This is a genomic window from Kribbella sp. NPDC003557, assembly GCF_040610805.1.
Lineage (GTDB): Bacteria > Actinomycetota > Actinomycetes > Propionibacteriales > Kribbellaceae > Kribbella.
Window position 1 is genome coordinate 297,957 of record NZ_JBEXMY010000004.1, and the last position, 21,236, is coordinate 319,192.

The 21,236-nt window shown below is 70.4% G+C and carries 16 protein-coding genes; 9 read left to right on the forward strand and 7 right to left on the reverse strand.

From position 1 onward, the window contains the following. Position 1 precedes the first annotated feature (1 nt). Positions 2-1,633, reverse strand: coding sequence for a hypothetical protein (locus ABZW60_RS17975; protein ID WP_355478094.1), 1,632 nt, complete (start codon positions 1,631-1,633; stop codon positions 2-4). 150 nt (positions 1,634-1,783) lie between these two features. Here ABZW60_RS17975 and ABZW60_RS17980 point away from each other — a divergent pair, with 150 nt between their 5' ends. Beyond that, on the forward strand, positions 1,784-3,481 hold the full coding sequence (locus ABZW60_RS17980; protein WP_355478096.1) for a helix-turn-helix domain-containing protein: 1,698 nt from the start codon (positions 1,784-1,786) through the stop codon (positions 3,479-3,481). Here the strand turns inward: ABZW60_RS17980 and ABZW60_RS17985 are convergent. Next, on the reverse strand, positions 3,474-4,763 hold the full coding sequence (locus ABZW60_RS17985; RefSeq protein WP_355478098.1) for a BNR-4 repeat-containing protein: 1,290 nt from the start codon (positions 4,761-4,763) through the stop codon (positions 3,474-3,476). The genes ABZW60_RS17980 and ABZW60_RS17985 overlap by 8 nt on opposite strands. Positions 4,764-4,819: 56 nt before the next feature. Next, positions 4,820-5,719, reverse strand: a complete 900-nt coding sequence (locus ABZW60_RS17990; RefSeq protein ID WP_355478100.1) for a TIGR03619 family F420-dependent LLM class oxidoreductase — start codon at positions 5,717-5,719, stop codon at positions 4,820-4,822. 80 nt (positions 5,720-5,799) lie between these two features. Here ABZW60_RS17990 and ABZW60_RS17995 point away from each other — a divergent pair, with 80 nt between their 5' ends. Beyond that, the gene (locus tag ABZW60_RS17995) at positions 5,800-6,432 is read left to right on the forward strand and encodes a LysE family translocator (protein WP_355478102.1); all 633 of its coding nucleotides are present in this window, start codon (positions 5,800-5,802) and stop codon (positions 6,430-6,432) included. A gap of 60 nt (positions 6,433-6,492) precedes the next feature. Further along, positions 6,493-6,975 (forward strand): MarR family transcriptional regulator, encoded by a 483-nt coding sequence (locus ABZW60_RS18000; RefSeq protein WP_355478104.1) that lies wholly within the window; start codon positions 6,493-6,495, stop codon positions 6,973-6,975. Here the strand turns inward: ABZW60_RS18000 and ABZW60_RS18005 are convergent. Further along, positions 6,953-7,981, reverse strand: a complete 1,029-nt coding sequence (locus ABZW60_RS18005) for an L-idonate 5-dehydrogenase (RefSeq protein ID WP_355478106.1) — start codon at positions 7,979-7,981, stop codon at positions 6,953-6,955. The genes ABZW60_RS18000 and ABZW60_RS18005 overlap by 23 nt on opposite strands. 124 nt (positions 7,982-8,105) lie before the next feature. Between ABZW60_RS18005 and ABZW60_RS18010 the strand changes: the two genes are divergently transcribed. Further along, on the forward strand, positions 8,106-11,390 hold the full coding sequence (locus tag ABZW60_RS18010) for a LodA/GoxA family CTQ-dependent oxidase (protein WP_355478108.1): 3,285 nt from the start codon (positions 8,106-8,108) through the stop codon (positions 11,388-11,390). A 1-nt stretch (position 11,391) separates the two neighbouring features. Beyond that, positions 11,392-12,573, forward strand: a complete 1,182-nt coding sequence (locus ABZW60_RS18015; RefSeq protein WP_355478110.1) for an FAD-dependent oxidoreductase — start codon at positions 11,392-11,394, stop codon at positions 12,571-12,573. 107 nt (positions 12,574-12,680) lie between these two features. Here ABZW60_RS18015 and ABZW60_RS18020 read toward each other — a convergent pair whose 3' ends face one another. Both ABZW60_RS18020 and ABZW60_RS18025 read right to left on the reverse strand, forming a co-directional pair. Further along, a complete protein-coding gene (locus tag ABZW60_RS18020; RefSeq protein WP_355478112.1) occupies positions 12,681-16,112 on the reverse strand; it encodes an error-prone DNA polymerase in 3,432 nt (1,143 codons plus the stop codon). Positions 16,113-16,138: 26 nt separating this feature from the next. Then, positions 16,139-16,711: a hypothetical protein gene (locus ABZW60_RS18025; protein ID WP_355478114.1), complete on the reverse strand. Its 573-nt coding sequence runs from the start codon at positions 16,709-16,711 to the stop codon at positions 16,139-16,141. A gap of 33 nt (positions 16,712-16,744) precedes the next feature. On the opposite strand from ABZW60_RS18025, the gene ABZW60_RS18030 reads away from it, so the two are divergent. The 4 genes from ABZW60_RS18030 to ABZW60_RS18045 all read left to right on the forward strand — a co-directional run bounded on the left by ABZW60_RS18030 (position 16,745) and on the right by ABZW60_RS18045 (position 19,130). Beyond that, on the forward strand, positions 16,745-17,557 hold the full coding sequence (locus ABZW60_RS18030; RefSeq protein ID WP_355478116.1) for an MBL fold metallo-hydrolase: 813 nt from the start codon (positions 16,745-16,747) through the stop codon (positions 17,555-17,557). 172 nt (positions 17,558-17,729) lie between these two features. Next, the gene (locus ABZW60_RS18035; RefSeq protein WP_355478118.1) at positions 17,730-18,497 is read left to right on the forward strand and encodes a GNAT family N-acetyltransferase; all 768 of its coding nucleotides are present in this window, start codon (positions 17,730-17,732) and stop codon (positions 18,495-18,497) included. A gap of 2 nt (positions 18,498-18,499) precedes the next feature. After that, positions 18,500-18,724, forward strand: coding sequence for a translation initiation factor IF-1 (gene infA, locus ABZW60_RS18040; RefSeq protein ID WP_355478120.1), 225 nt, complete (start codon positions 18,500-18,502; stop codon positions 18,722-18,724). Between the two features lie 70 nt (positions 18,725-18,794). Then, positions 18,795-19,130 (forward strand): hypothetical protein, encoded by a 336-nt coding sequence (locus tag ABZW60_RS18045; RefSeq protein ID WP_355478122.1) that lies wholly within the window; start codon positions 18,795-18,797, stop codon positions 19,128-19,130. On the opposite strand, the gene ABZW60_RS18050 is transcribed toward ABZW60_RS18045, so the two are convergent. Then, the gene (locus ABZW60_RS18050; protein WP_355478124.1) at positions 19,127-21,181 is read right to left on the reverse strand and encodes a transglycosylase domain-containing protein; all 2,055 of its coding nucleotides are present in this window, start codon (positions 21,179-21,181) and stop codon (positions 19,127-19,129) included. The two genes, ABZW60_RS18045 and ABZW60_RS18050, sit on opposite strands and share 4 nt — an antisense overlap. Between the last annotated feature and the right edge of the window lie 55 nt (positions 21,182-21,236).

Below are 21,236 nucleotides of genomic sequence, written 5' to 3' on the forward strand. Positions count from 1 at the left end.
CTCAGGCGACCTTCGTGCCGTTGGCGCGGTACGCCGCGACGTGGGCCTCGCGGTCGGCGTCGGACATCTCGTTCAGCAGCACGTTCGGGCTGTTGAACGTGTTGCCGCGGACGTCGTCGAGGGTCCACATCTTCTTCGGGTCCAGGTCGAGGTGCGGCTGCCCGATCAGGGTCTTGCCGTCGTCGCGGACGTACCCGAGGTCGGAGACGATGTCGGCCAGGTCCTTGCCGTGGTGCAGGGTCTCCCACTCGCGGAATCCGGTCAGGCGGCCCATGTTCGGCGTCGGCCGGCCGTCGTACTCGCCGCGGAAGGCGACCGCGTCGGTCCAGTAGCAGGTCTCCGAGCAGTATGTGCGCCACTGGTCGTCGACCTTCTCGACCACCATGTCCTCGCGGATCAGCGCCGGCACCATGCAGGTCCAGCAACGGTGCGGGTACTGGTAGCCGACGTCCTCGAAGGCGATCGGCTTGTTCCGGCCCGGGTACGCGAGGCGGTTGTAGTTCTCCCACCACTTGCCGTACTTCGAGTACCAGCCGGGGTACTTGCCCTCGAACCACTCGAAGTCCGCGTCCGTCATCGCGTCGATCCGCCAGTAGTTCACCGGCCAGCCGGTGGCGAAGAACCGGGCCACCTCGTGCACGTAGCCCTTGGTGGTGATCCGGTTCCACGCTTCCTCGACCAGGTCGTGCGGAATCGTGAGCCCGTACTTCTCCAGCGGCAGCAGGTAGCTGCGGTAGTAGTCGTCGTAGATCCAGCGGCGCCACATCTCCGCATAGCTCTCACGATCCTTGCGGCGGTCCTTCGTGCCGTACTCGATGAACGTGCCGATGGCCGCGTCCACGACACAGTGGTTGTTCCACCACGCGTAGCGCAGGTCGCGCTCGAGCAGCGGGCGGTTGCGTTCGTCGGCGAGCGCCATCAGCAGGATCGAGTACCCGTTGCTGATGTGCCGCGACTCGTCGGACTGCACCGAGTGGAAGACGGTCGGCAGCAGGTAGTCGCCGTTCGCGGCCGCCTCGTCCGGCATCGCGACGAACAGCGTGTTGGTGAACGCGGTCTCGGCGACCACGGTCAGGTAGATGTTCGCGGCGGTGATCGCGTCACCGGTGATGAACCCCTCGCCGAACTGCCGGCCGATGGTGCCCGCGTAGTTGTTCGCGAACGCCTTCTCGGTCATGTCGAAACCGGCCGGGTCGATGTAGTTGTTCATGTACAGCTTCTTCAGGTTCATCTGGATCGTCGAGTGCCGGACCTCGTCGATCATCTGCACCGCGAGCCCGTTGTGGATCTCCGGGTTCGGGACCGCGTCGATGGCCATCGGCATCGCCCGCGCCGCGGAGATCTCCGGGAACGGGATGATGCTCAGGAACAGCTTCTGCCACTCCAGCCAGCGCTGCTGGACCTGGCGGAACATGTTGCCGCGGATGGCGCCGTCCATGGCGCCGTACACCCGGTTGTCCTTCTCCTCCTCCATCGGGAAGTACGACCGCATGATCTGCTTCAGCGGGTCCTTCTTCGGCGCCTTCTCGAACGTGTAGTCGGTGCCGAACCGGGTCGCCGGGGTCGCGAACGTCGGCTCCCACGAGAGCTCGGTGATCTTGGCGTGCGCCTTGGTGAGACTCTGCCTGCTCATTTGTCTGCCTCCTGCGTAGGCGAGCTGATTGCAGAGATGAAAGCGGTCCGGCGCAGGGGGTGCTGTCTCAATGTGAGATACCGGTCACACTGTTGCGGAACTACCTTGGGCAGTGTTCGCTGGCTGTTCTTCGGCGCGAGGAGGTTGCAGATGGCATCCAGCCGATCGGTGCGTGACTCGATCCTGATGTCCTGGCAGCGCTCGGAGGCGTCGCTGGTCGACGCCGACCAGCCGTCACCGGCGTACTTCGCCGGGATCGACGTCGACACCACGCTCACCCGCGCCGCCCGGCCGGTCATCGACGCGCTCGCCTCGGAGCTCACCAACGAGCCGGTGTGCATCATCCTCACCGACGCCAAAGGCATCGTCCTGGACCGTCGCGGCGGCGATCCGTCGCTGATCCGCCGCCTGGACGCGGTCGACCTGTCCCCCGGGTTCACCTACGCCGAGTCCGCGGTGGGGACGAACGGGATCGGCACCGCGCTCGAGGTCGGCGGCCCGATCCTGGTGCTCGGGCCGGACCACTACAGCGGTGTCCTGCGCCGGTTCGCCTGTGCCGGCGCGCCGATCACGCACCCGGTCACCGGCGGGCAGCTCGGCGTCCTCGACATCACCACCCAGGCCCAGAACTCGAACGCGGTGCTGTTGTCGTTCGCCAAGCTCGCGGCCCGGCGGATCCAGGAGCGGATCGTCGAGGAGGCGAACGCGCTCGACCAGGCGCTGCTGAGCGACTACTACGCGGCCTGCCGGCACTCCGGCGGATCGGTCATCGCGCTCGGCGACGAGGTGTTCATGATCAACGCGCACGCCCAGGCGCACTTCGACTCGGTCGACCAGGCCGCGCTGATCGACCGCACCCGCGACGCCCGCGGCGGGACCAGGCCGTGCACGTTCATCGCCGACCTGCCGAGCGGGATCACCGCGCGGCTCGCGTACCAGCCGACCTTCCTGGGCGACAGGCTGGCCGGCGGCGTCGTCCAGGTCCGCGAGCAGCGGGCCGGGCTCAAGAGCGCGGGCGGCTCGGCGCGGGTGCCGACGCTGCCAGGTGTGATCGGTACGAGCGCGTTGTGGCGGCACACCACACAGGAGGTGCTCGAGTCCGCCGGCCGGGCGGAGTGGATCGTCACCGAAGGCGAGCCGGGCACCGGCAAGCTGACCCTGCTGCGCGCGGTGCACCACTACTCCCGGCCCGGCAACCGCCTGGCGATCGTCGACGCGGACGATCCCGGACTCGTCAACGCCGTCGCGAGTGAGCTCGAGTCAGGCTCGGATCTCATCCTCCGGCACGCGCACCGGCTGTCCACCGAAGCCATTCACGCCCTCGTCGACGTCTTCCAGGGCGTCCGCGACAGCCTGGCCGAGGACCAGTGGATCGCGCTGACGGTCGCCACCGGTCAGTCCGGCGCGCGGGACGAGCTCGACACCCAGCTCCTGCGGTTCTTCCCGCGCACGGTCGCCGTCCCGCCGCTGCGGCATCACCTGGACGACGTCCAGGCCCTCGTACCGCACCTGCTCGCGCGGACCGGAGTCGCCGGCGTGACCCTGTCCCAGGGCGCGATCAACCAGCTGATGCGGCTGCCGTGGCCCGGCAACGTGACTCATCTGCGCACGGTGCTCGCCGAGGTGGCACGGCGGCGCCGGTCGGGTGTCGTGGAGCTCGACGGCCTGCCCGCCGAGTGCCGGGCGACGACACGCCGGCACCTGACCCGGCTCGAGGCCCTCGAGCGGGACGCGATCGTGGACGCGCTCGCCGCGCACCCGGGCGACAAGGCCGCCGCCGCGGCCGCGCTCGGCATGTCGCGGGCGACGATCTACCGCAAGATCCGCGACTACGCGATCGTCACCTGACCCGGTCGAGCAGGACGACCTCGCAGTCGTAGTGCTGGGACGCGGTCATCTCGCCGCGGAACCAGAGCAGCGGGACGCGGCCCGGGTCGCCGGGGGCAACGATCGGACGGAGGTTGTCGACGGTCGAGTTCTCGGTCACCGGCGTCCACGTCCAGGTGGCCCCGGCATCCGTCGTCCGGCCGTGGAAGATCTCGTGGTGCTTCAGCGCGCTGCCGTCGCGTGGGTCGATCGGCGTCGAGGCGTACAGCGAGTCGAGGTCGTACGGGTCGATGGCGACCAGACCCGTGTAGTCGTTCTCGTGGACGAGGAGACCGTGGCCGGCCTTGGCCAACTGGCGGACCTGCCAGGTGCCGCCGGTCAGGCGTGCGTAGAAGAATCGGTGGTCAGGCACCGGATGCTCCCGCGCGAACGCGTCCTCCGGCTTCTCCGGCACGTCGTGACGGGCCAGCAGGATCGCCGCGAGCTCGTCGCCGACGCGGCGGATGTCGACCGTCCAGCAGTGTGTCATCGGCTCGCCGTCCCAGACCGAGTCCGCGGCGAGGAGCGTGGTCAGTTCCACCTGCGACGGCGCGTCGGCGTCGAGCGCGTGGGGATCCACGACGGTCCCGTCGGCGCGGTGCAGCGCGCCGGCTTCCAGGTAGCCGTGGTAGATCGAGTTGTTGTAGTCGCGTGGATGGTGGTCGGTCGTGATCAGGTCGACGCGCGCCGGCGTCGAGACGTAGCGGGTGTAGCCGTTGACGTAGCCGACCTTGGGGCGGGTGAAGAGCTTCCCGGCGTACGTCCAGGTGTCGCCCTCGTCGTCGGACACCAGCGCGCACGGGTCGTCGTTGACGGCTCTCGCGAAGCAGTACAGGCGGCCGTCGAGCTCGTGCAGATTGGAGTACGTGACGCCGCGGCCGCCGGTGAACTCGCTCCAGTCGAAGGTCTGCTCCGGGCCCCACGTGCGCGGATCACCCGGCTCGCTGATCCGCCACCGGGTCAGGTTGTCGGTCTTGTGTTTGGTGTAGACCGCCAGCCAGCGCCCGTCCCGGCGCCGCCACAACGCCGGTACGTCGTGGTCGTCGGCCTCGAAGCGCTCGTGCAGTACGACGACGTCGGCCGCGCCGGACCGCAGGTCCACCACGGTCAGCTCGACGTTGCCCGCCCGGCCGTCACCCCCGGGCCCCTCCGGCGCCGCGATCGATCCGGCCACCAGCACACCGCCGTCCGGATCCACCACCGCCCGCTCGTCCTGGAACCAGCACCAAGCACCGTTGTCGTTGATCACCCGAGCCGTCTCCATGGACAGTCAGTCTGGCAGCTTCCGCACGCCATGGGTAAGCGTTTGCCAGTATGTGGTCAGATCGTTCGGCGCAACTCCGCCAGCAGACCGAGCTGCTGGTCGGCGTCCTCGGCGGAGTCCCAGAAGACGTGGTCCGCGCCGGACCCCGAGAGCCGGCCGAGATCCTCGAGCACCTGCTCGACGCTGCCGGTCAGCGGCGCCCGGTCGTCGACCGGCGAGGCGCTCAGCCCGCCGTTCACCCGCACGACGACCGGCAGCGTCGACAGGTCGTGACCCGCCTTCGCGGCCGCCGTGCGGAACGTGGCGATCGCCCCGTCGAACATCTCCCACGTCATCATGATCAGGTTCAGCCCGACGCCCGTCCGGCCGGCCCGCTCGATCGCCGTCGGCGCCATCGCGCCGGCGAGCAGCCGGACACCGCCCGGAGCGGCCGGTTTCGGGCCGACCCAGGACGAGGCGATCTTGTAGAACGCGCCGTCGTGTGTCACCGGGTCGGGGCCCCAGACCGCGCGCACCGCGCTGATGTGCTCCTCCATCCGCGCCCCACGCCGCTCGGTCGGGACGCCGGCCGCCTCGAACTCGGCGACCATCCAGCCGACCCCGACCCCGGCCAGCAGCCGGCCGCCGCACAGCTGGTCGAGCGTCGCGAGCCGGCGCGCGAGCACGATCGGGCTGTGCAGCAGCAGGTCGAGCACACTCGTCCCCAACGTGATCGTGCTGGTGCGCGCGGCGACGTACGCCAACGTCTCGAGCGGGTCGTACACGCTGCGGTAGCTGTCCGGGAGCAGCGTCGGCTCGGTGCTGCCGATGCCGATCGCGCCGTCGACCGGGCTCATCAGCCGCTCGAACGTCCAGATCGAGTCCAGGCCGATCCGCTCGGCCTCCTCGGCCACCCGGGCGATCACCGCGGGGCTCGTCCCGGCCCCGGAGGTCGGCAGTCCCATCCCAAGTTTCATCTCAGCTCCTGTCGTCACCGCCCATCTCACCGCGGCACGCTTTCAAACCGCTGTCACGGGCCGCGTGCGACGATCGGAGTATGCCGATCGATCAGCATCCTCTGCTCGCGTTCCTGCTCACCACGACGATCGCGATGATCACGCCGGGACCGGACATGCTGTTCATCCTCGGCTGCGGGATGCGCAGCGGACCGCGGGCCGGTCTGCTCGCCACGGCCGGCGTGGCGACCAGCGAGGCGGTGCACGTCGCGGTCGCGGCGGCCGGGCTGGCCGCGTTGTTCGCGGCGGTGCCGGTCGCGTTCACCACGGTGCGGATCGCCGGCGCGGCGTACCTGGTCTACCTCGGCGTCCAGATGATCCGGCACCGCAACGACCCCGTCGACGACACGCCGGCCGGCCAGGCCGCGATGTCCGGGCGGAAGGCGTACCTCGCCGGGCTGACCACGAACCTGCTGAACCCGAAGATGGTCACGTTCACGATCGCGTTCCTGCCGCAGTTCGTGGTGCCGGCGCACGGGCACGTGTGGCTGCAGTTCGCGGTGCTCGGCGCGATCCTGATCGTGCTGGAGTTCCTCGTCGACGGGACGGTCGGCCTGCTGGCCGGGCGAATCGGCGCCTGGCTGCGCACCCGGCGCACCGCCCGGCGCCGGATCGACACCGCCACCGGCGGCATCTTCATCGGCCTCGGCGTCCGCCTGGCGCTGCTGCGCTAGCGGTCGCCCGTCCCCACAAGATGGTTGTAGAGACAATCATCGGGATGGCAGGATGGCGGCGTGCGCACACGGTGGCTGGACGAGACGGAGATGACCGCCTGGGTGCGGCTGGCCGCCGTCCTCGAGCTGCTGCCGGGCGTTCTCGACTCGCAGCTGCGGCGGGACGCGGAGCTGACCCACTACGAGTACTACGTGATGGCGATGCTGTCCGAGGCGCCGAAGCGGACGCTGCGGATGACCGCGCTCGCGCAGCGGACGAACGCCACGCTCCCCCGGCTGTCGCATGTCGTGAAGCGGCTGGAGGGCCGTGAACTGGTCGAGCGGTTCCCGTGCCCGGAGGACGCCCGGGCCACCAACGCACGGCTGACCGCGACCGGCTGGAAGAAGCTCAGGGCGACCGCGCCCGGCCATGTCGAGACGGTCCGGCAGCACGTGATCGACGTCCTCACCCCGGAGCAGATCTCGCAGCTGGCCGGGATCGCCGGGGCGATCCTGGAATCGGTCGACCCCGACGGCAACCTCAGCGCCGTGTATCGCCGCTGAGGTCCAGCAGCACCTTCGACGCGACCGTCCGGTCGGTCGCCAGGTCGAACGCCGCTTGCGCCTCGTCGAGCGGGAACGCGTGCGTGACGATCGGGTCGACGGGCAGCCCGCCGGCCAGCAGCGCGATCGCGGTGTCGAACTCGTGGTCGAACCGGAACGCACCGGTCAGCGTGAGCTCACGCGTCATCAGCAGGCTCCCGGCGAACGCGGTGTCGCCGCCCGGCAGCGATCCGACCTGCACGACGGTGCCGCCGCGCCGCACCCGCTCCAGGCAGGTCCGCAGGCCGCCCGCCGTACCGGATGCCTCGATCGCGACGTCGATCTCCTCCGGCCAGTCCGTCGTACCGGGGTGGATCGTCTGCGTCGCACCCACCTGCGCCGCCAGCGCCAGCGGGGCCTCGTGCAGATCCGTGACGACGACCTCGACCGCACCGGCCTGGCGGAGCGCCGCGGCCACCAGCAGGCCGATCGGCCCCGCGCCGGTGACCAGCGCCCGCTTCCCCTGCACGGCCCCGTCGCCGGCCTGCCGCACGGCGTGGATCGCGACCGACAACGGCTCCGCGAGGACGGCGGTCCGCAGCTCGAGGTCGGCCGGCAGCACCCGGACCTGTTCGGCCGGGACGATCAGTTCCTGGACGAACCCGCCCTGGATGTGCGGATCCCGGGCCGCGCTGCCCAGGTAGTTGCTGTAGGCACAGATGTTCCGGCGGTCCCGGACGCATTCGGCGCACCCGCCGCACGGTGTCGCCGGGTGGATACCCACCGGCGTACCGGCCGGGAGATCGCCCGCGCTGATCCGCCCGACCACCTCGTGCCCGAGCACCAACGGCTCCCGGATCCGGAAGTTCCCGACGCCGCCGTCGTGGTAGTAGTGCAGGTCCGACCCGCAGATCCCGCCGTACTCGATCCGCACCGCGACCTGCCCCGCACCGGGCTCGACGGCCGCCCGCTCCTCGACCCGCAGGTCCCCCGCGGCATGCACCACACAGGCGTACACGTCATCCACCGTCCCGGTAATCGCTCTCCACCCCGACCCTATCCGCCCGCGCCGCCGGGCGGATGCGGTGTATCGCGGGGTGGTCCTCGATCCTCCGTCCGGGTAGGGGCGAACCAACTTGGGGGGGAAACGTATGGCGACGACGTACAAGATCCATCCGGCGATCGGCATCGCGCGGGTCGGGAACAGCCCGGACGAGTTCTTCGTCGGGCCGGAGCGGCTCGGCGAGCGGCCGGAACCGGCGGGTGGGTTCAAGGACGCGCAGTGCCGGGTGAAGCGGCAGGCGGCGCGGTTCCGGATCTTCGCGCATCACGACGACGGCAGTGTCGAGGAGCTGACCGACGCCACCGCCGAGATCTCGTGGACCGTGCACCTGGTGAACGCCAAGGCCGCGCACCCGAACCGCGGCAACAGCGAGCCCGCCGGTCAGCTCACGATCGACCCCGGCCCGCGGACACTGACCGGGCCGGACCAGCGGGAACTGTTCGACACCGGCACGATCGACTTCTCCGGCGAGCCGTCGGTGACGGTGCCGCTCGGCGAGATCCGCAGCGACGACGACAACCACCTGCTCGTCCTCGGCGGGCACGGGACCTCCGCGTCGCCGGCCGGCAACGTGATCGGCAGCTTCTGGGGCAACGCCGGATGGTACGACGACGTGTCGGACGGGCCCGTGACCGCGACGATCACGCTGCGGGCGGACAACTCGACGCCGGCGGTCGAAGGCGCCTGGGCGATCGTCGCGCCGCCCAAGTTCGCGCCGCACCAGGACAGCGTGACGACGCTCTACGACCGGGTCCTGCAACGGATGATCGACGTCGGGCTCGCCGCGGCGCCCACCACCACGTCGTACACGAACGACGTGTACCCGATCCTGCAGCGCGCCCGCGACATGCGCTGGGTGGAAGGGATCTTCGGCGCGCACAGCTGGCCGGACCCGGTCACCGCGCAGCCGCTCGTCGACGCGATCTTCGCGCGGCTGCGGCCGCCGGGCGACATGCCCCGGCTCAACGGCGGCGACTCCGCGCTGACGCCGACGCAGTACGCGCACATGCAACGCTGGCAGGCCGGCAACTACGCCGCGGACTGGACCGGCGTACCGCCGCCGCAAACCGACCTGACCCCGGACGGTATGGACCGCGCCGCGCTCGAAGCCTGTGTCGGGGGCGCGTTCTTCCCCGGGATCGAGGCCGGCGGGCTGTCGGCCGGAGACCGGCCGATCATCGAGACGTCGTACGCCGAGGCGTTCCGGATCGACCCGGCCGTCGCCGCCGGCACGATCAGCCAGGCGATGGCGCTGCCGTGGCAGGCCGACTTCAAGGCCTGCGGTGACAACTGGTGGCCGGTCCCCCGGCCCAACGACGTCATCGCCCAGGACGCCGGCAGCCCCGCCCGCTGGGACCGCGACGTCGCCAGCATGGACGACATGGTGACGCTGTGGCACACGCTCGGGTTCGTCGTCGAGCAGGGGTCCGAGCACGTCGAGGTCGAGCACTGCGACGAGGCGTCGATCACGCTGCTCACCCCCGAGCTGCGGTTCGTCGACGTACCGCAGGGGCCGATGGGCATGGTCCGCGAGGCCGCGCTGGCGATCACTTTCGAGGTGCTGTCGCCGGGGTCCGCGGTCACGCTCGACTACGCGCCCGGAGGTGCGCCGGCGCATCCGCAACTGGTCGCCGCCACCACCTCGGTCACCGTCGGCCCGACCGCGCCGAACGGCGTCGCCACCGCTCGGCTGTGGGTCGTGTACCGCACCGGCGCGGCGCCGTCGTCGATCCCGCCGCAGGTCCTCACGGTCCAGGAGGCCGCATCCGGTCAGACCTGGCAGGTGACCGTGACCGGCAACACGGTCCCGCGGACGACGGCCGCGACCGCTCTGGTGCTGGACCGCTCCGGCAGCATGAGCGAGGACCGCGGCGACGGCCAGAGCAAGCACGTCGCGCTCCAGCAGGCCGCGAACATCTTCGTCGACCTGATGCTCGAAGGCGACGGCGTCGGCATCGTCCGCTACAACGAGGACGCGCAGCCGCTGCAGTCCGTCCTCGAACTCGGCGCGGGCGGTCTGTCCGACCTGAACCGCAGCGCGACCCACGACACGATCAACGGCACCGGGCTCGATCCGCAGGGCGCGACGTCGATCGGCGACGGCATCTTCGAGGGCCGCGGCCTGCTCGACGCGGCACCGCCGTACGACGTGAAGTCGCTGGTCGTCCTCACCGACGGCATCGAGAACAGCCCGCGCTTCATCTCCGACGTCGCCGCGCAGATCAACGAGCGCACGTACGCCGTCGGACTCGGGCAGCCGCAGAACATCAGCGTCCCGGCGCTGCAGACCATCTCCGGAAACAACGGCGGGTACCTGCTGGTGACCGGCGCGATCACCACCGACAACAGGTTCCTGCTGCAGAAGTACTTCCTGCAGGTGCTGGCCGGGATCAGCAACGCCGAGGTGGTGCTCGACCCGGACGGTGAACTGACGGTCGGCGCGGTGCACCGCATCCCGTTCCAGCTGTCCGACGGGGACTCGGGCGTGGACGTCGTCCTGCTGACGCCGCGGCCGGACGCCGTCGACTTCCGGCTCCAGACGCCGAACGGCCTGCTGATCGAACCGTGGCGGGCGCAGTCCGAGCCGGCGATGCGGTACGTGACCGGCGACGGCGTCGCGTACTACCGGCTCACACTGCCCGTCCAGCTCCGGCCGAACCGGTTCGACCAGGCAGGGACCTGGCACGCGCTGCTGACCATCGGCCGGCCACACACCGGGAGGACCCCAGATGACTCCGACGGCGTCGACCTGTCGATCCTTCGCGGCCGCGCGCATCCGGCCGTGCACGCTGCTCCGCCCGCGCGGCGTCCGTTCGAGTTCGAGCGCGCGTTCGCGGTGGCTCAGGAGCCCGTCGCCGGGGAGCAGCCCGGGCGGCGCGGTCTTCCGTACAGCCTGGTGGTGCACTCCTACTCGAACGTGTCGTTGCGCGCCGCGGCCGACCAGCGATCCTTCGAGCCCGGCGCCTCGGTGACGATCAACGCTTCGCTCACCCAGTCCGGTGTGCCGGTGTCCGGGGATCCCTCTGTCTGGGCCGACGTGACACGCCCGGACGGGTCGATCGTGACGCTCGTGCTCGATCCGTTCGCGGCTGGGGAGTTCGAGACGAGCTTCGGTACGACGGTCCCGGGCGTCTACCGGATCCGCGTACGCGCTCGCGGCCGGACACGCATCGGGCGGCCGTTCACGCGGGAACGCACGCTCACCGCGGCGGTCTGGCGCGGCGGTGACAACCCGCCACCGACCGGCGGTGGTGGCGACTCCTGCTGCTGCGAATTGCTGTCCTGTGTGCTCAAAGGCTTCGACGACAAGCTGATCGAGCGGTTGCGGCGCCTCGGTTTCGACCTCGACGCGATCCGCAAGTGCGGCTGCTGACATGGTCCCGACGTACGACGTCGTTGTCGCCGGCGGTGGACCCGCCGGCGCAGCGACCGCGTTGCGGCTGGCGCGCGCCGGGCACAGCGTCGCGTTGCTGGAGCGCAGCCGTTTCGAGCGGCCGCGCGTCGGCGAGACGCTTGCCCCCAGCATCCAGCCGCTGCTGCGGGAGCTCGGCCTGTGGTCGCGTTTTGTTGCCGCAGGCCACCTTCCGTCGTGGGGGACGCGGAGCCTGTGGTCCGGGCCGGCCGCCGAGCATTCGCACCTGATGAGCGGCTACGACTCGGGGTGGCACGTCGACCGCCTGACCTTCGACCGGATGCTCTTCGACGCGGCCGGCGAGGCGGGCGTGTCGACGTACCTCGGTTCGTCGCTCAGCTCCTGCGCGTACGACGGGACGTGGCGACTCGCCTGCTCCGACGGCAGCCGGCTGAGCGCCCGAGCCCTGATCGACGCGACCGGCCGCTCGGCCACGATCGGCCGCTCACTCGGCGCCCGCCGCATCGCCTTCGACCGGCTGGTCGGGATCACCACGCGCTGGGACGGTGTCGAGGTGGCGAACGAGCAGTACCTGCTGATCGAGGCGGCTGCCCACGGCTGGTGGTACACCGCACCGCTGCCGGACAACGCCCTGATCGCCATGCTCATCACAGACACCGACCTCAGCCGCCACTACCACCTGGCCACGTCCACCGGCTGGACCAGCCACCTCGACACCACCACCGCAACCGCCCACCGTCTACACACCGCCGGCGCGCTCCCGCCAGACCCCGGCGGCACCGCACCGACCGCTTCGTCGGCGCACTCCACCGCCCCGCGACCGTCGTGCTCCGGCGGTCCTGCGCCGCGGGTCTACTCGGCGGCCAGCCAGCGGTTGATCCGGCCGGACGACTTCCGGCCGTGGCTTGCCGTCGGCGACGCCGCGCTCGCCGTCGACCCCGTCTCAGGCAGCGGCGTGCCCCGTGCGCTCCGTACCGCCGAGGCCGCCGCCGAGGCCGTCACTCGCCTGCTGGCCCACCCCACCGACCCCGGGCCGATCACCACGTACGAGTCCGACCGCAACACCGAATGCACCACCTACCTGACCACCCGCGCCACCTACTACAACGCGGCCGCCCACCACCCCACGCCCTTCTGGACCCGCCGCCAGACCCCTGTTCCCCGAGTCGTGGAATACGGCTGACAACCTGTTCGTCGAGTCGTGGGATGTGGCTGTGGAAAGCGACCACGATCCACGACTCGGCATTCCCGCCACGAACCAATTGCCACGACTCGGCGTGCGAGGGTGGATCAGCGGAAGTCGCGGGATCTGGTGCGGGCTGCCAGCGGGAGGTGCTGGAGGTGCTCGGCGGAGAGGTTGGTGACTTCGCCGGCGCGTTCTACCCGGCCGCGGACGATCAGAGCGGCGGCGTTGCGGGCCACGGCGGCGTGGTGGTGCCAGCAGCCGACGGTGATGACGATGTTGGCCATGCCGGTCTCGTCCTCGAGGTTCATGAACGTGACGCCGGAGGCGGTGGCGGGGCGCTGCCGGTGGGTGACGACGCCGGCCACCCGGACGCGGGCGCCGTCGGGGGCGGCGCGCAGCTCGGCCGCCGACAGGATGCCGTCGGCGCGCAACTGCTCGCGGACGCGTTGCATCGGGTGGCTGGTGGTGGTGATCGACGTGGACCACAGGTCGGCCATGTCGGCCTCGATGTCGCTCATCCCGGGCAGGGTCGGCGGCGGGCCGGCCGCGGTGATGCCGGCCAGCTGGCCGGGGCGCTCCTCGGCGGCGCGGCCCGCCTCCCACAACGCCTGCCGCCGGTCGAGGCCGAAGCAGTCGAACGCGCCGGCGGTCGCCAGCGCCTCGACCTGGGCCGCGGTGATCCCGGTACGCCGGACCAGGTCGGCCATCTCCGTGAACGGCCCGCCCCGCTCCCGCTCCTCGACGATCAGCTTCGCGCCCTTCTCCCCCACGGTGCGTACTTCGGCCAGCCCGAGCCGGACCGCGAACGCGCCGTCCCGCCGATGCACCGTGGTGTCGAACGGCGCCTTCGGGTCGAACGGCCCCACCACCGGCTGCGGATCCGCCAGGCACGAGTCGAGACCGGTCGGCCCGGTCAGCTCCTGCCCCTCGACCAGGAACTCGAGCCCCGCGTCGACACCGGAGAGATGCAGGTGCGGGCGCCGTACCTCGACACCATGCCGGCGGGCGTCGGCGACCAGGGACTGCGGCGAGTAGAAACCCATCGGCTGCGCCCGGAGCAGCGCGGCCAGGAACGCGGCCGGGTAGTGCAGCCGCAGCCAGGTGCTGGAGTAGACCAGCAGCGCGAAGCTGATCGAGTGCGACTCGGCGAACCCGAAGTTCGCGAACGCCTCGATCTTGGCGTAGATCTCGTCGGCCAGGTCCCCGGTGATCCCGTTGCCCGCCATCCCGGCGTACAGCTTGTCCTTCAGCGACGAGATCTTCTCGATGCCGCGCTTGGACCCCATCGCGCGGCGCAGCAGGTCGGCCTCGTCGCCGTCGATCTCGCCGACCGCCATCGCCATCTGCATCAGCTGCTCCTGGAACAGCGGCACGCCCATGGTCCGCTCCAGCACCGGCCGCAGCTTCGGGTGCAGGTAGGTGACCGGCTCCTCCCCGGTCCGGCGGCGGATGTACGGGTGCACGGCGCCGCCCTGGATCGGGCCGGGCCGGATCAGCGCGATCTCGGTGACCAGGTCGTAGAACCGCCGCGGTTTCAGCCGGGGCAGCGTCGCCATCTGCGCGCGGGACTCGACCTGGAACACGCCCACCGAGTCCGCCCGGCAGAGCTGGTCATAAACCCCGGCCTCTTCCCGGGGGATCGTGTGCAGCTCCCACGACTCCCCGATCTGCTCACGGACCATGTCCAGGCAGTACTGCAGCGCGGCCAGCATGCCGAGCCCGAGCAGGTCGAACTTCACCAGCCCCATCCAGGCGCAGTCGTCCTTGTCCCACTGCAGGACCGTCCGGTTCTCCATCCGGGCGTGCTCGATCGGCACCACCTCGCCGACCGGGCGCTCGGTCAGCACCATGCCGCCGGAGTGGATCCCGAGGTGCCGCGGGAACTTCAGCAGCTCGGTCGCCATCGCCACCACCTGCGGCGGGATGTCGTGCTCGGTCGAGGTGATCTCCGGGCTCCAGCCGTCCACCTGCTTCGACCACGCGTCCTGCTGACCGACGGAGTAGCCGAGCGCCTTGGCCATGTCCCGGACGGCGGACTTCGGCCGGTACGAGATCACGTTCGCCACCTGGGCGGCGTTGTGCCGGCCGTACTTGGAGTAGACGTGCTGGATCACCTCCTCGCGGCGCCCGGAGTCGAAGTCGACGTCGATGTCCGGCTCCTCGGCGCGCGTCGTGGCCAGGAACCGCTCGAACGGCAGGTTGTAGAGGATGCTGTCCACCGCGGTGATCCCGAGCGCGTAGCAGACCGCGGAGTTCGCCGCCGAGCCCCGGCCCTGGCAGAGGATCCCGTGGTCGTGGGCGAACCGGACGATGTCCTCGACGATCAGGAAGTACCCCGGGAAGCCCTTCTCCTCGATGACGTCGAGCTCCCGCTCCAGTCGCTCGTACGCATCCGGGCGCTGCTCGCGGGTCCCGTACCGCTTCGCGGCCCCGCGGAACGTCAGCTCCCGCAGCCACGACATCGGGTCATGACCATCCGGTACGTCGCGCAGCGGCAGCTTCGGCTTCGCCCGGGCGAGGTCGAACGCGAGCTGGTCCGCCAGCGTCACCGAGCGCGCCACCGCCCCGTCGTACCGCTGGAAGCGGGCGGTCATCTCCGCGCCGGAGCGCACGAACGCCATCCCGCTCGACGGCAGCCAGCCGTCCATCGCGTCCAGGTCGCGGCGGGCCCGCACGGCGGCCAGCGCGGCCGCCAGCTTGTGCTGGGCCGGGGTCGCGTAGTGAACGTTGTTCGTGGCAACTACCGGGAGGCCGCGGTCGGCGGCCAGGCCGGCCAGGACCCGGTTCCGCGTGGTGTCGGCGGGGAGGTGGTGGTCGATCAGCTCGACGACCACCCGGTCCTTGCCGAACAGCGCCGTCAGCCGGTCCAGCTCACGCCCAGCCGCGGCCGGGCCGTCGGCCCGGCCGCCGAGCTCGAGCGCCTGCCGGACCAGGCCTTTACGGCAGCCGGTCAGGATCACCCAGCTACCAGCGCCTTTGTCGGCCAGCCGCTCCAACGAGTAGACCGGTTTGCCCTTCTCCCCGCCTTTCAACTGCGCCTCGGTGATCTCGCCGGCCAGCCTGTGGTACCCCTCCTGCCCTTCGGCCAGCACCAGCAGGTGACTGCCCTCCGGATCGGCGACCCCGTTCTGCGGGCCGGTCAGCCCCAGCGACAGCTCGGTGCCGAACACGGTCGGCAGCGAGTACGCCGCCGCGGCCTCGGCGAACCGCGCCGCGCCGTAGAACCCGTCGTGATCGGTCAGCGCCAGCGCGTGCAGCCCCTGCCGAACGGCGGCCTCGACCAGGTCCTCGGGCTGGGAGGCACCGTCCAGGAAGGAGAAGTTCGAGTGCACGTGGAGCTCGGCATACGGCACCGCGTGCTCCGGGCGGACAGCCAGCCCCTTCGAAGGCACATACGGCCCGCGATGCTGGGACCAGGCAGGACTGTCCCCGCCGTCCGCCGTCACCGGACGACCACCATGGCTGCCCGGACGCGAGCGATCCGACAACTTACGCTCGAGCTCCGACCACTTGATCGGCGGATTGTTGTAACCCACGCGACCATATTAGAACATATGTTCCCCTAGGTCCTCGGTTGCTGCAGCGCGTCGAACACATCCCGGACGAAGTAGGTGTCTGCCAGCGCATCGTGGATCGCGTAGGACGACTGGTCGATGCCGATGGTTGCCGACATCTCGCCGACCTCCGCGGTCGGCGGGTGCTTCGTGTGGCCCAGCAGTTGGCTGATGACGCAGACGAGGCGGAAGTCCCACGGCACGTCCGCCGCGTCGTCGGCGACCAAGCCGTTGAGGTGCATCAGATGCAGTACGTCGGTGGCATCCATCCACGGCGCGGCCCCGACCCACAACGGCTCGTCCGCGGTCAGCTCGACCATGAGCTCCGCGACGTCCCGGCCACTGCACACATCCTGTTCGGATCCGTTCAGCGACGGGTGACGATGGAAGCGGCTGATCTCCAGCGCCCGCTCCGTCGCGGCCGACAGGTCCAGCTCGTCCAGCCGGATGAACCGGTTGTACGCCGTCTCCCGCCCGTCGTCCTCGCGGCGGATCACCGCCAGCTGCCAGATCTGCCGGCCACCTGGGAGCCACGGCTCCCGGACACTCGTGGTTTCCAGGTCGACGAAGAGAATCGGCATCCTGCAATCCAACCAAAGCGATACCGTGGCGGCATGTTGAGGCAGGTTGCGGAGGGTGTGCTGGTCCACCGGAGCGAGTTGCTCCAGAACAACACCGTCGTCGTGCAGGGCACCGCGGGTGCGCTGCTCGTCGACCCGGGCATCACGGGTGCCGAGATGGGCTGTCTCGCCGACGACCTGCGGGCGATGGGTCGACCCGTCGTCGCCGGCTTCTCGACGCATCCCGACTGGGATCACACCCTCTGGCATCCCGACTTCGGCGACGCACCCCGCTACGCCACCGCTCGAGGCGCGGCCTTCCTGCACGAGCTCCTGTCCGACGCCGGCTGGAAGGACCGCGTGGCCGAGGGGTTGCCGCCGGAGATCGCCGACGAGATTCCGCTGGACCTGTTCGGCCGCGTCACCGCCCTGCCGGCCGGAACCACGAGGTTTCCGTGGGACGGACCCGAGATCCGGATCATCGAGCATCCGGCGCACGCCCAGGGCCATGCGGCGCTGCTGGTCGAGGAGCCCGGCGTCCTGATCGCCGGCGACATGCTGTCCGACATCCTGATGCCGTTCCCCGACCCGGCGGCCGCGGATCCGCTGGCGGATTACCTCGCCGGACTGCAACTCCTCGAGGAGGTCGCGGACTCCGTTCAGGTCGTCGTCCCCGGGCACGGCTCCGCCGGCGCGGCCGATCAGGTCCGGCCGCGGATCGCCCTGGACCGGGAGTACGTGCAGGCCTTGCAGGACGGCCGTCTCGCCGACGACCCGCGGATCGGCGCGTCGGCCACCTACGGCACGGACTGGCTGCCCGCCGTGGCGGACTGGCATCTGCAGCAGTTCGGCCGGAAAACCGATTGACCGGCACCACGGCCGCACTGATACCGTGCCGTCGTCCGTGACAATCACACCAGGAGGTGAGGCCCCGATGAACGCTGTAGCGCAGTGGGTGCTCCCCCTCTCGTGGTCACGGGCGGGCGATTGACGTAGGTGTCGTCGGGAGCACCGCAGAAGCTCCCGAAGGGAAACACCTATGAACTCTTTGCCTTTCAGTCCGGGCGTCGGCACGGTGACGATCACCCGCGTCGCGGACAACCAGTGGCACGCGATCGAGAACGATCTCGTCGTCGGCCGCGGTCACGCGTCCCGGCGGCTCGACGGCCGGACCTTCCTCAGCATCGACACCTGGCGGGACCCCGTCTTCGACCGGCTCGCCGCGGCGATGCTGGCCGACCGGGCGGAGCCGCTGTACACGGTGGTCGACGAGACCGACCGTGACCTCACGGCCAACTGGGAACGCGCCGGACTCAGGATCTGGCGCTGCGAGTCGGAGTACGTCGTCCCGACCCGGCCGTTCACGCCGACCGGGGTGGATATCGTCACCGACGTGGCCGAGGCGCCGCTGCGCGAACTGGACCAGGCGATCCGCGACGAGGTCGGATCCACCGTCGGCTGGCAGACGATGCCCGCGGAGGTGCTGCCCTGGCAGGGCGGGACGAGACCCCTCGACCCGTCGAAGTTCACCGTCGCGATCCGGGACGGCCGGTACGTCGGCATGATCCGGGTGGCCACCAGGACGCGGCGCCCACGGATCGGGCTGGTCGCCGTCCTGGCGGCCGAGCAACGGCAGGGCATCGGCCGGGCGTTGCTCGGCCACGTGCTGGACGGGCTGCACCGGGCCGGCGTCGAGGCGGTCACGGCGGAGGTCGACGAGACCAACACCGCGGCGACGGCCCTGTTCGAAGGGATCGGCGCCGAACGCACCGGCCGCAGTCTCGAACTCACCAGCGGAAAGGCCTGACCATGCCCAGAGCAGCAGGCGGTATCGAGATCGAGGGCACCGTCGTCGAGTGCCTCCGCAACGCCAACTTCCGGGTCGAACTCAGCAACGGCCACAAGGTCCTCGCCCACATCAGCGGCAAGATCCGGAAGAACTACATCAAGATCCTCCCCGAGGACCGCGTCCTGGTGGAACTCAGCCCCTACGACCTGGACCGGGGCCGGATCATCTTCCGCTACCGCAACTGATCCCATCGCACACACCTCCCACTGCGATCAAGACTAGAACATGTGTTCGATGAAGAGTTAATCTGAAAACATGCTTGGTCGGTTCACGGTTCGCCCGGCCGACGACGGATCCGACGGGTTCGGCGTCTGGGACGGTGCGGTCAACGGGTGGCGTGCAACAGGTATCGGCGACGAGGCGCGGGCCCGGGAGGTGGCCGCCGATCTCGACGTGCAGTACGACGCCCACGGTCCCCGGGCCGCGGACGCCGTGCGGCACGTCGACCCCGCGCAGCCGGTGCAGCGGGCGACCTGGTCGACCGGCGAGCTGGACGTCTGGGTGCGGGACAACGGCGTCTGGCTCGGCCGGTTCCGCGACAAGGACGGGCAGGTCACCTGGGTGCCGGGGACGGACCTCAGGCCGCTCTAGCCGGGCGGCCTGGGCTTCTGCGCGGGCTCGGCGGGCTTGGGGTTCGGGTCGCCGATCAGCCGCTTCGGCGGCGCGACGAAGCGCTCGGCGGGCAGGCCGCGCAGGGCGCCCTGCATGGCGGTCTTCCACAGCGGCCCGGCGGTGCCGGAGCCGGTGGGGTCGGCGATGTCCTGCCCGTTCAGCGTGTGCCGGTACATCAGGTTGGTGTACGGCAGGTTGGCGTCGGCGACCACCGCCGCCGCGGCCAGGTTCGGCGTGTAACCGGCGTACCAGACGGCCAGGTTCTCCTGGATCGTGCCGGTCTTGCCGGCCATGTCCCGGGTACCGAAGCGCAGCCGGCCGCCCGTCCCGCCCGGCATCATCACCGCGCTCAGCACCCGGTTCACACCGTCGGCGACCGCGCGCGGCAGGACCTGCCTGCAGTCGAACCCGGGACCGGGGATCGGGCGCCCGGACTTGTCCCGCACCGACGTGACGACCAGCGGGTTGCAGTACTTCCCGCGCGCCGCGAAGGTCGCGTACGCGTTCGACAGCATCAGCGGCGTCACGTACCCGACACCCAGCGTCATCGAGATCACCTGGTCGAGCGGCTGACCGGTCTGGCCGTTGTACATCCCGAGCTTGGCCGCGACCGTGGCGACCGCGCACAACCCGGTCCGCTGCGACAGTTGCAGGAAGTAGGTGTTCGTCGAGTACCGCGCGGCCTCGACCATGGTCAGGTTCCCGCTGCGGGTCGAGTTCTTCGGCCGGTACTCCGGGTCGCGCGTCCAGCCGTGGCAGGTCCGGAACTTCTTGTTGCTCAGGTCGATCTGGTCCGGGGAGTTGATCCGGTAGTCCATCGGGATGCCCTTGGCCAGCGCCGCCGCGATCGTGAACGCCTTCATCGTCGAGCCGTTCTGGAACCCGCCGTACCCGCCGGCGTAGGACTTCTCGACGTTGTAGTTGTAGTTCGTGTGGAAGCGCCCGTTGCCGTACGGGCGGCTCTGCACCATCGCCTTCACCAGGCCGGTGCCGGGCTCGACGATCGTGATCGCGGCGATCGCGGAGTCGGTGCGCTTGCTGTGCTCCAGGATCGACGCCTGCGCCGCGGCCTGGATCTTCGGGTCGATCGACGTCCGGATCAGCAGCCCGCCGGTCTTCAGGTAGTGGTCGCGGTCCTTCACGGTCGCGCCGAGCGCCGGGTTCGCGAGCAGTTTGGAGACCACGTAGTCGCAGTAGAACGGGTACCGCGAGTTGGCGCAGCCGTTCGGCACCGGCTCGACCAGCGCGAGGTCGATCACCGGCGTCTTCAGCGCCTGGTTCGCCTGGTGCACGGTGACCACGCCGAGTTCGAGCATCCGTTTGATCACCAGGTCCCGGCGGGCCTTGGCGCGGACCAGGTCGTTGGTCGGGTCGTACCCGGTCGGGTTCTTCACCAGTCCGGCCAGCATCGCGGCCTGCGGCAGCGTGAGATCGGCGGCGGTGGTCCGGAAGTAGTGCTGGGCCGCGGTCTGGATGCCGTACGTCCCGTCGCCGAAGTTCGCCAGGTTCAGGTAGCGCTCGAGGATCTCGTCCTTGGACAGCTCGCTCTCGACCGCGATCGCGTACCGCAGCTCGGTGAGCTTGCGCTGGTAGGAGACCTCGGTGGCCTTCGCCCGCTCGGCCGCGGTCCTCGCCTTCTCGACCAGGCTCATCTTCACGTACTGCTGGGTGATGCTCGAGCCGCCCTGCTGTACCTCGCCGCCGGTCTGGTTGCGCACCATCGCCCGCACGGTGCCCTTGAGGTCGAGCGCGCCGTGGTCGTAGAACCGGGAGTCCTCGATCGCCACGATCGCCTTGCGCATGATCGGGCTGACCTCGCTCAGCGGCACCGGCACCCGGTTCTGCTCGTACAAGGTGGCGACCAGTGTGCCGTCCGCGGCCAGGATCCGGCTGCGGACGGCCAACGGGTCGCTCTCGAACTCGCGCGGCAGGCTCTGCACGGTCTCGGCGACCTGCTCCGAGCCGCGCCCGGCGAAGCCGGCGAACGGGACCGCGAGCCCCGCCGCCAGCGCACCCGAAAGTACGCTCACGCCGATGAACAGAATCAACGACCGAGCCTTACTGCGACCGCCCCTGCCGGTACGC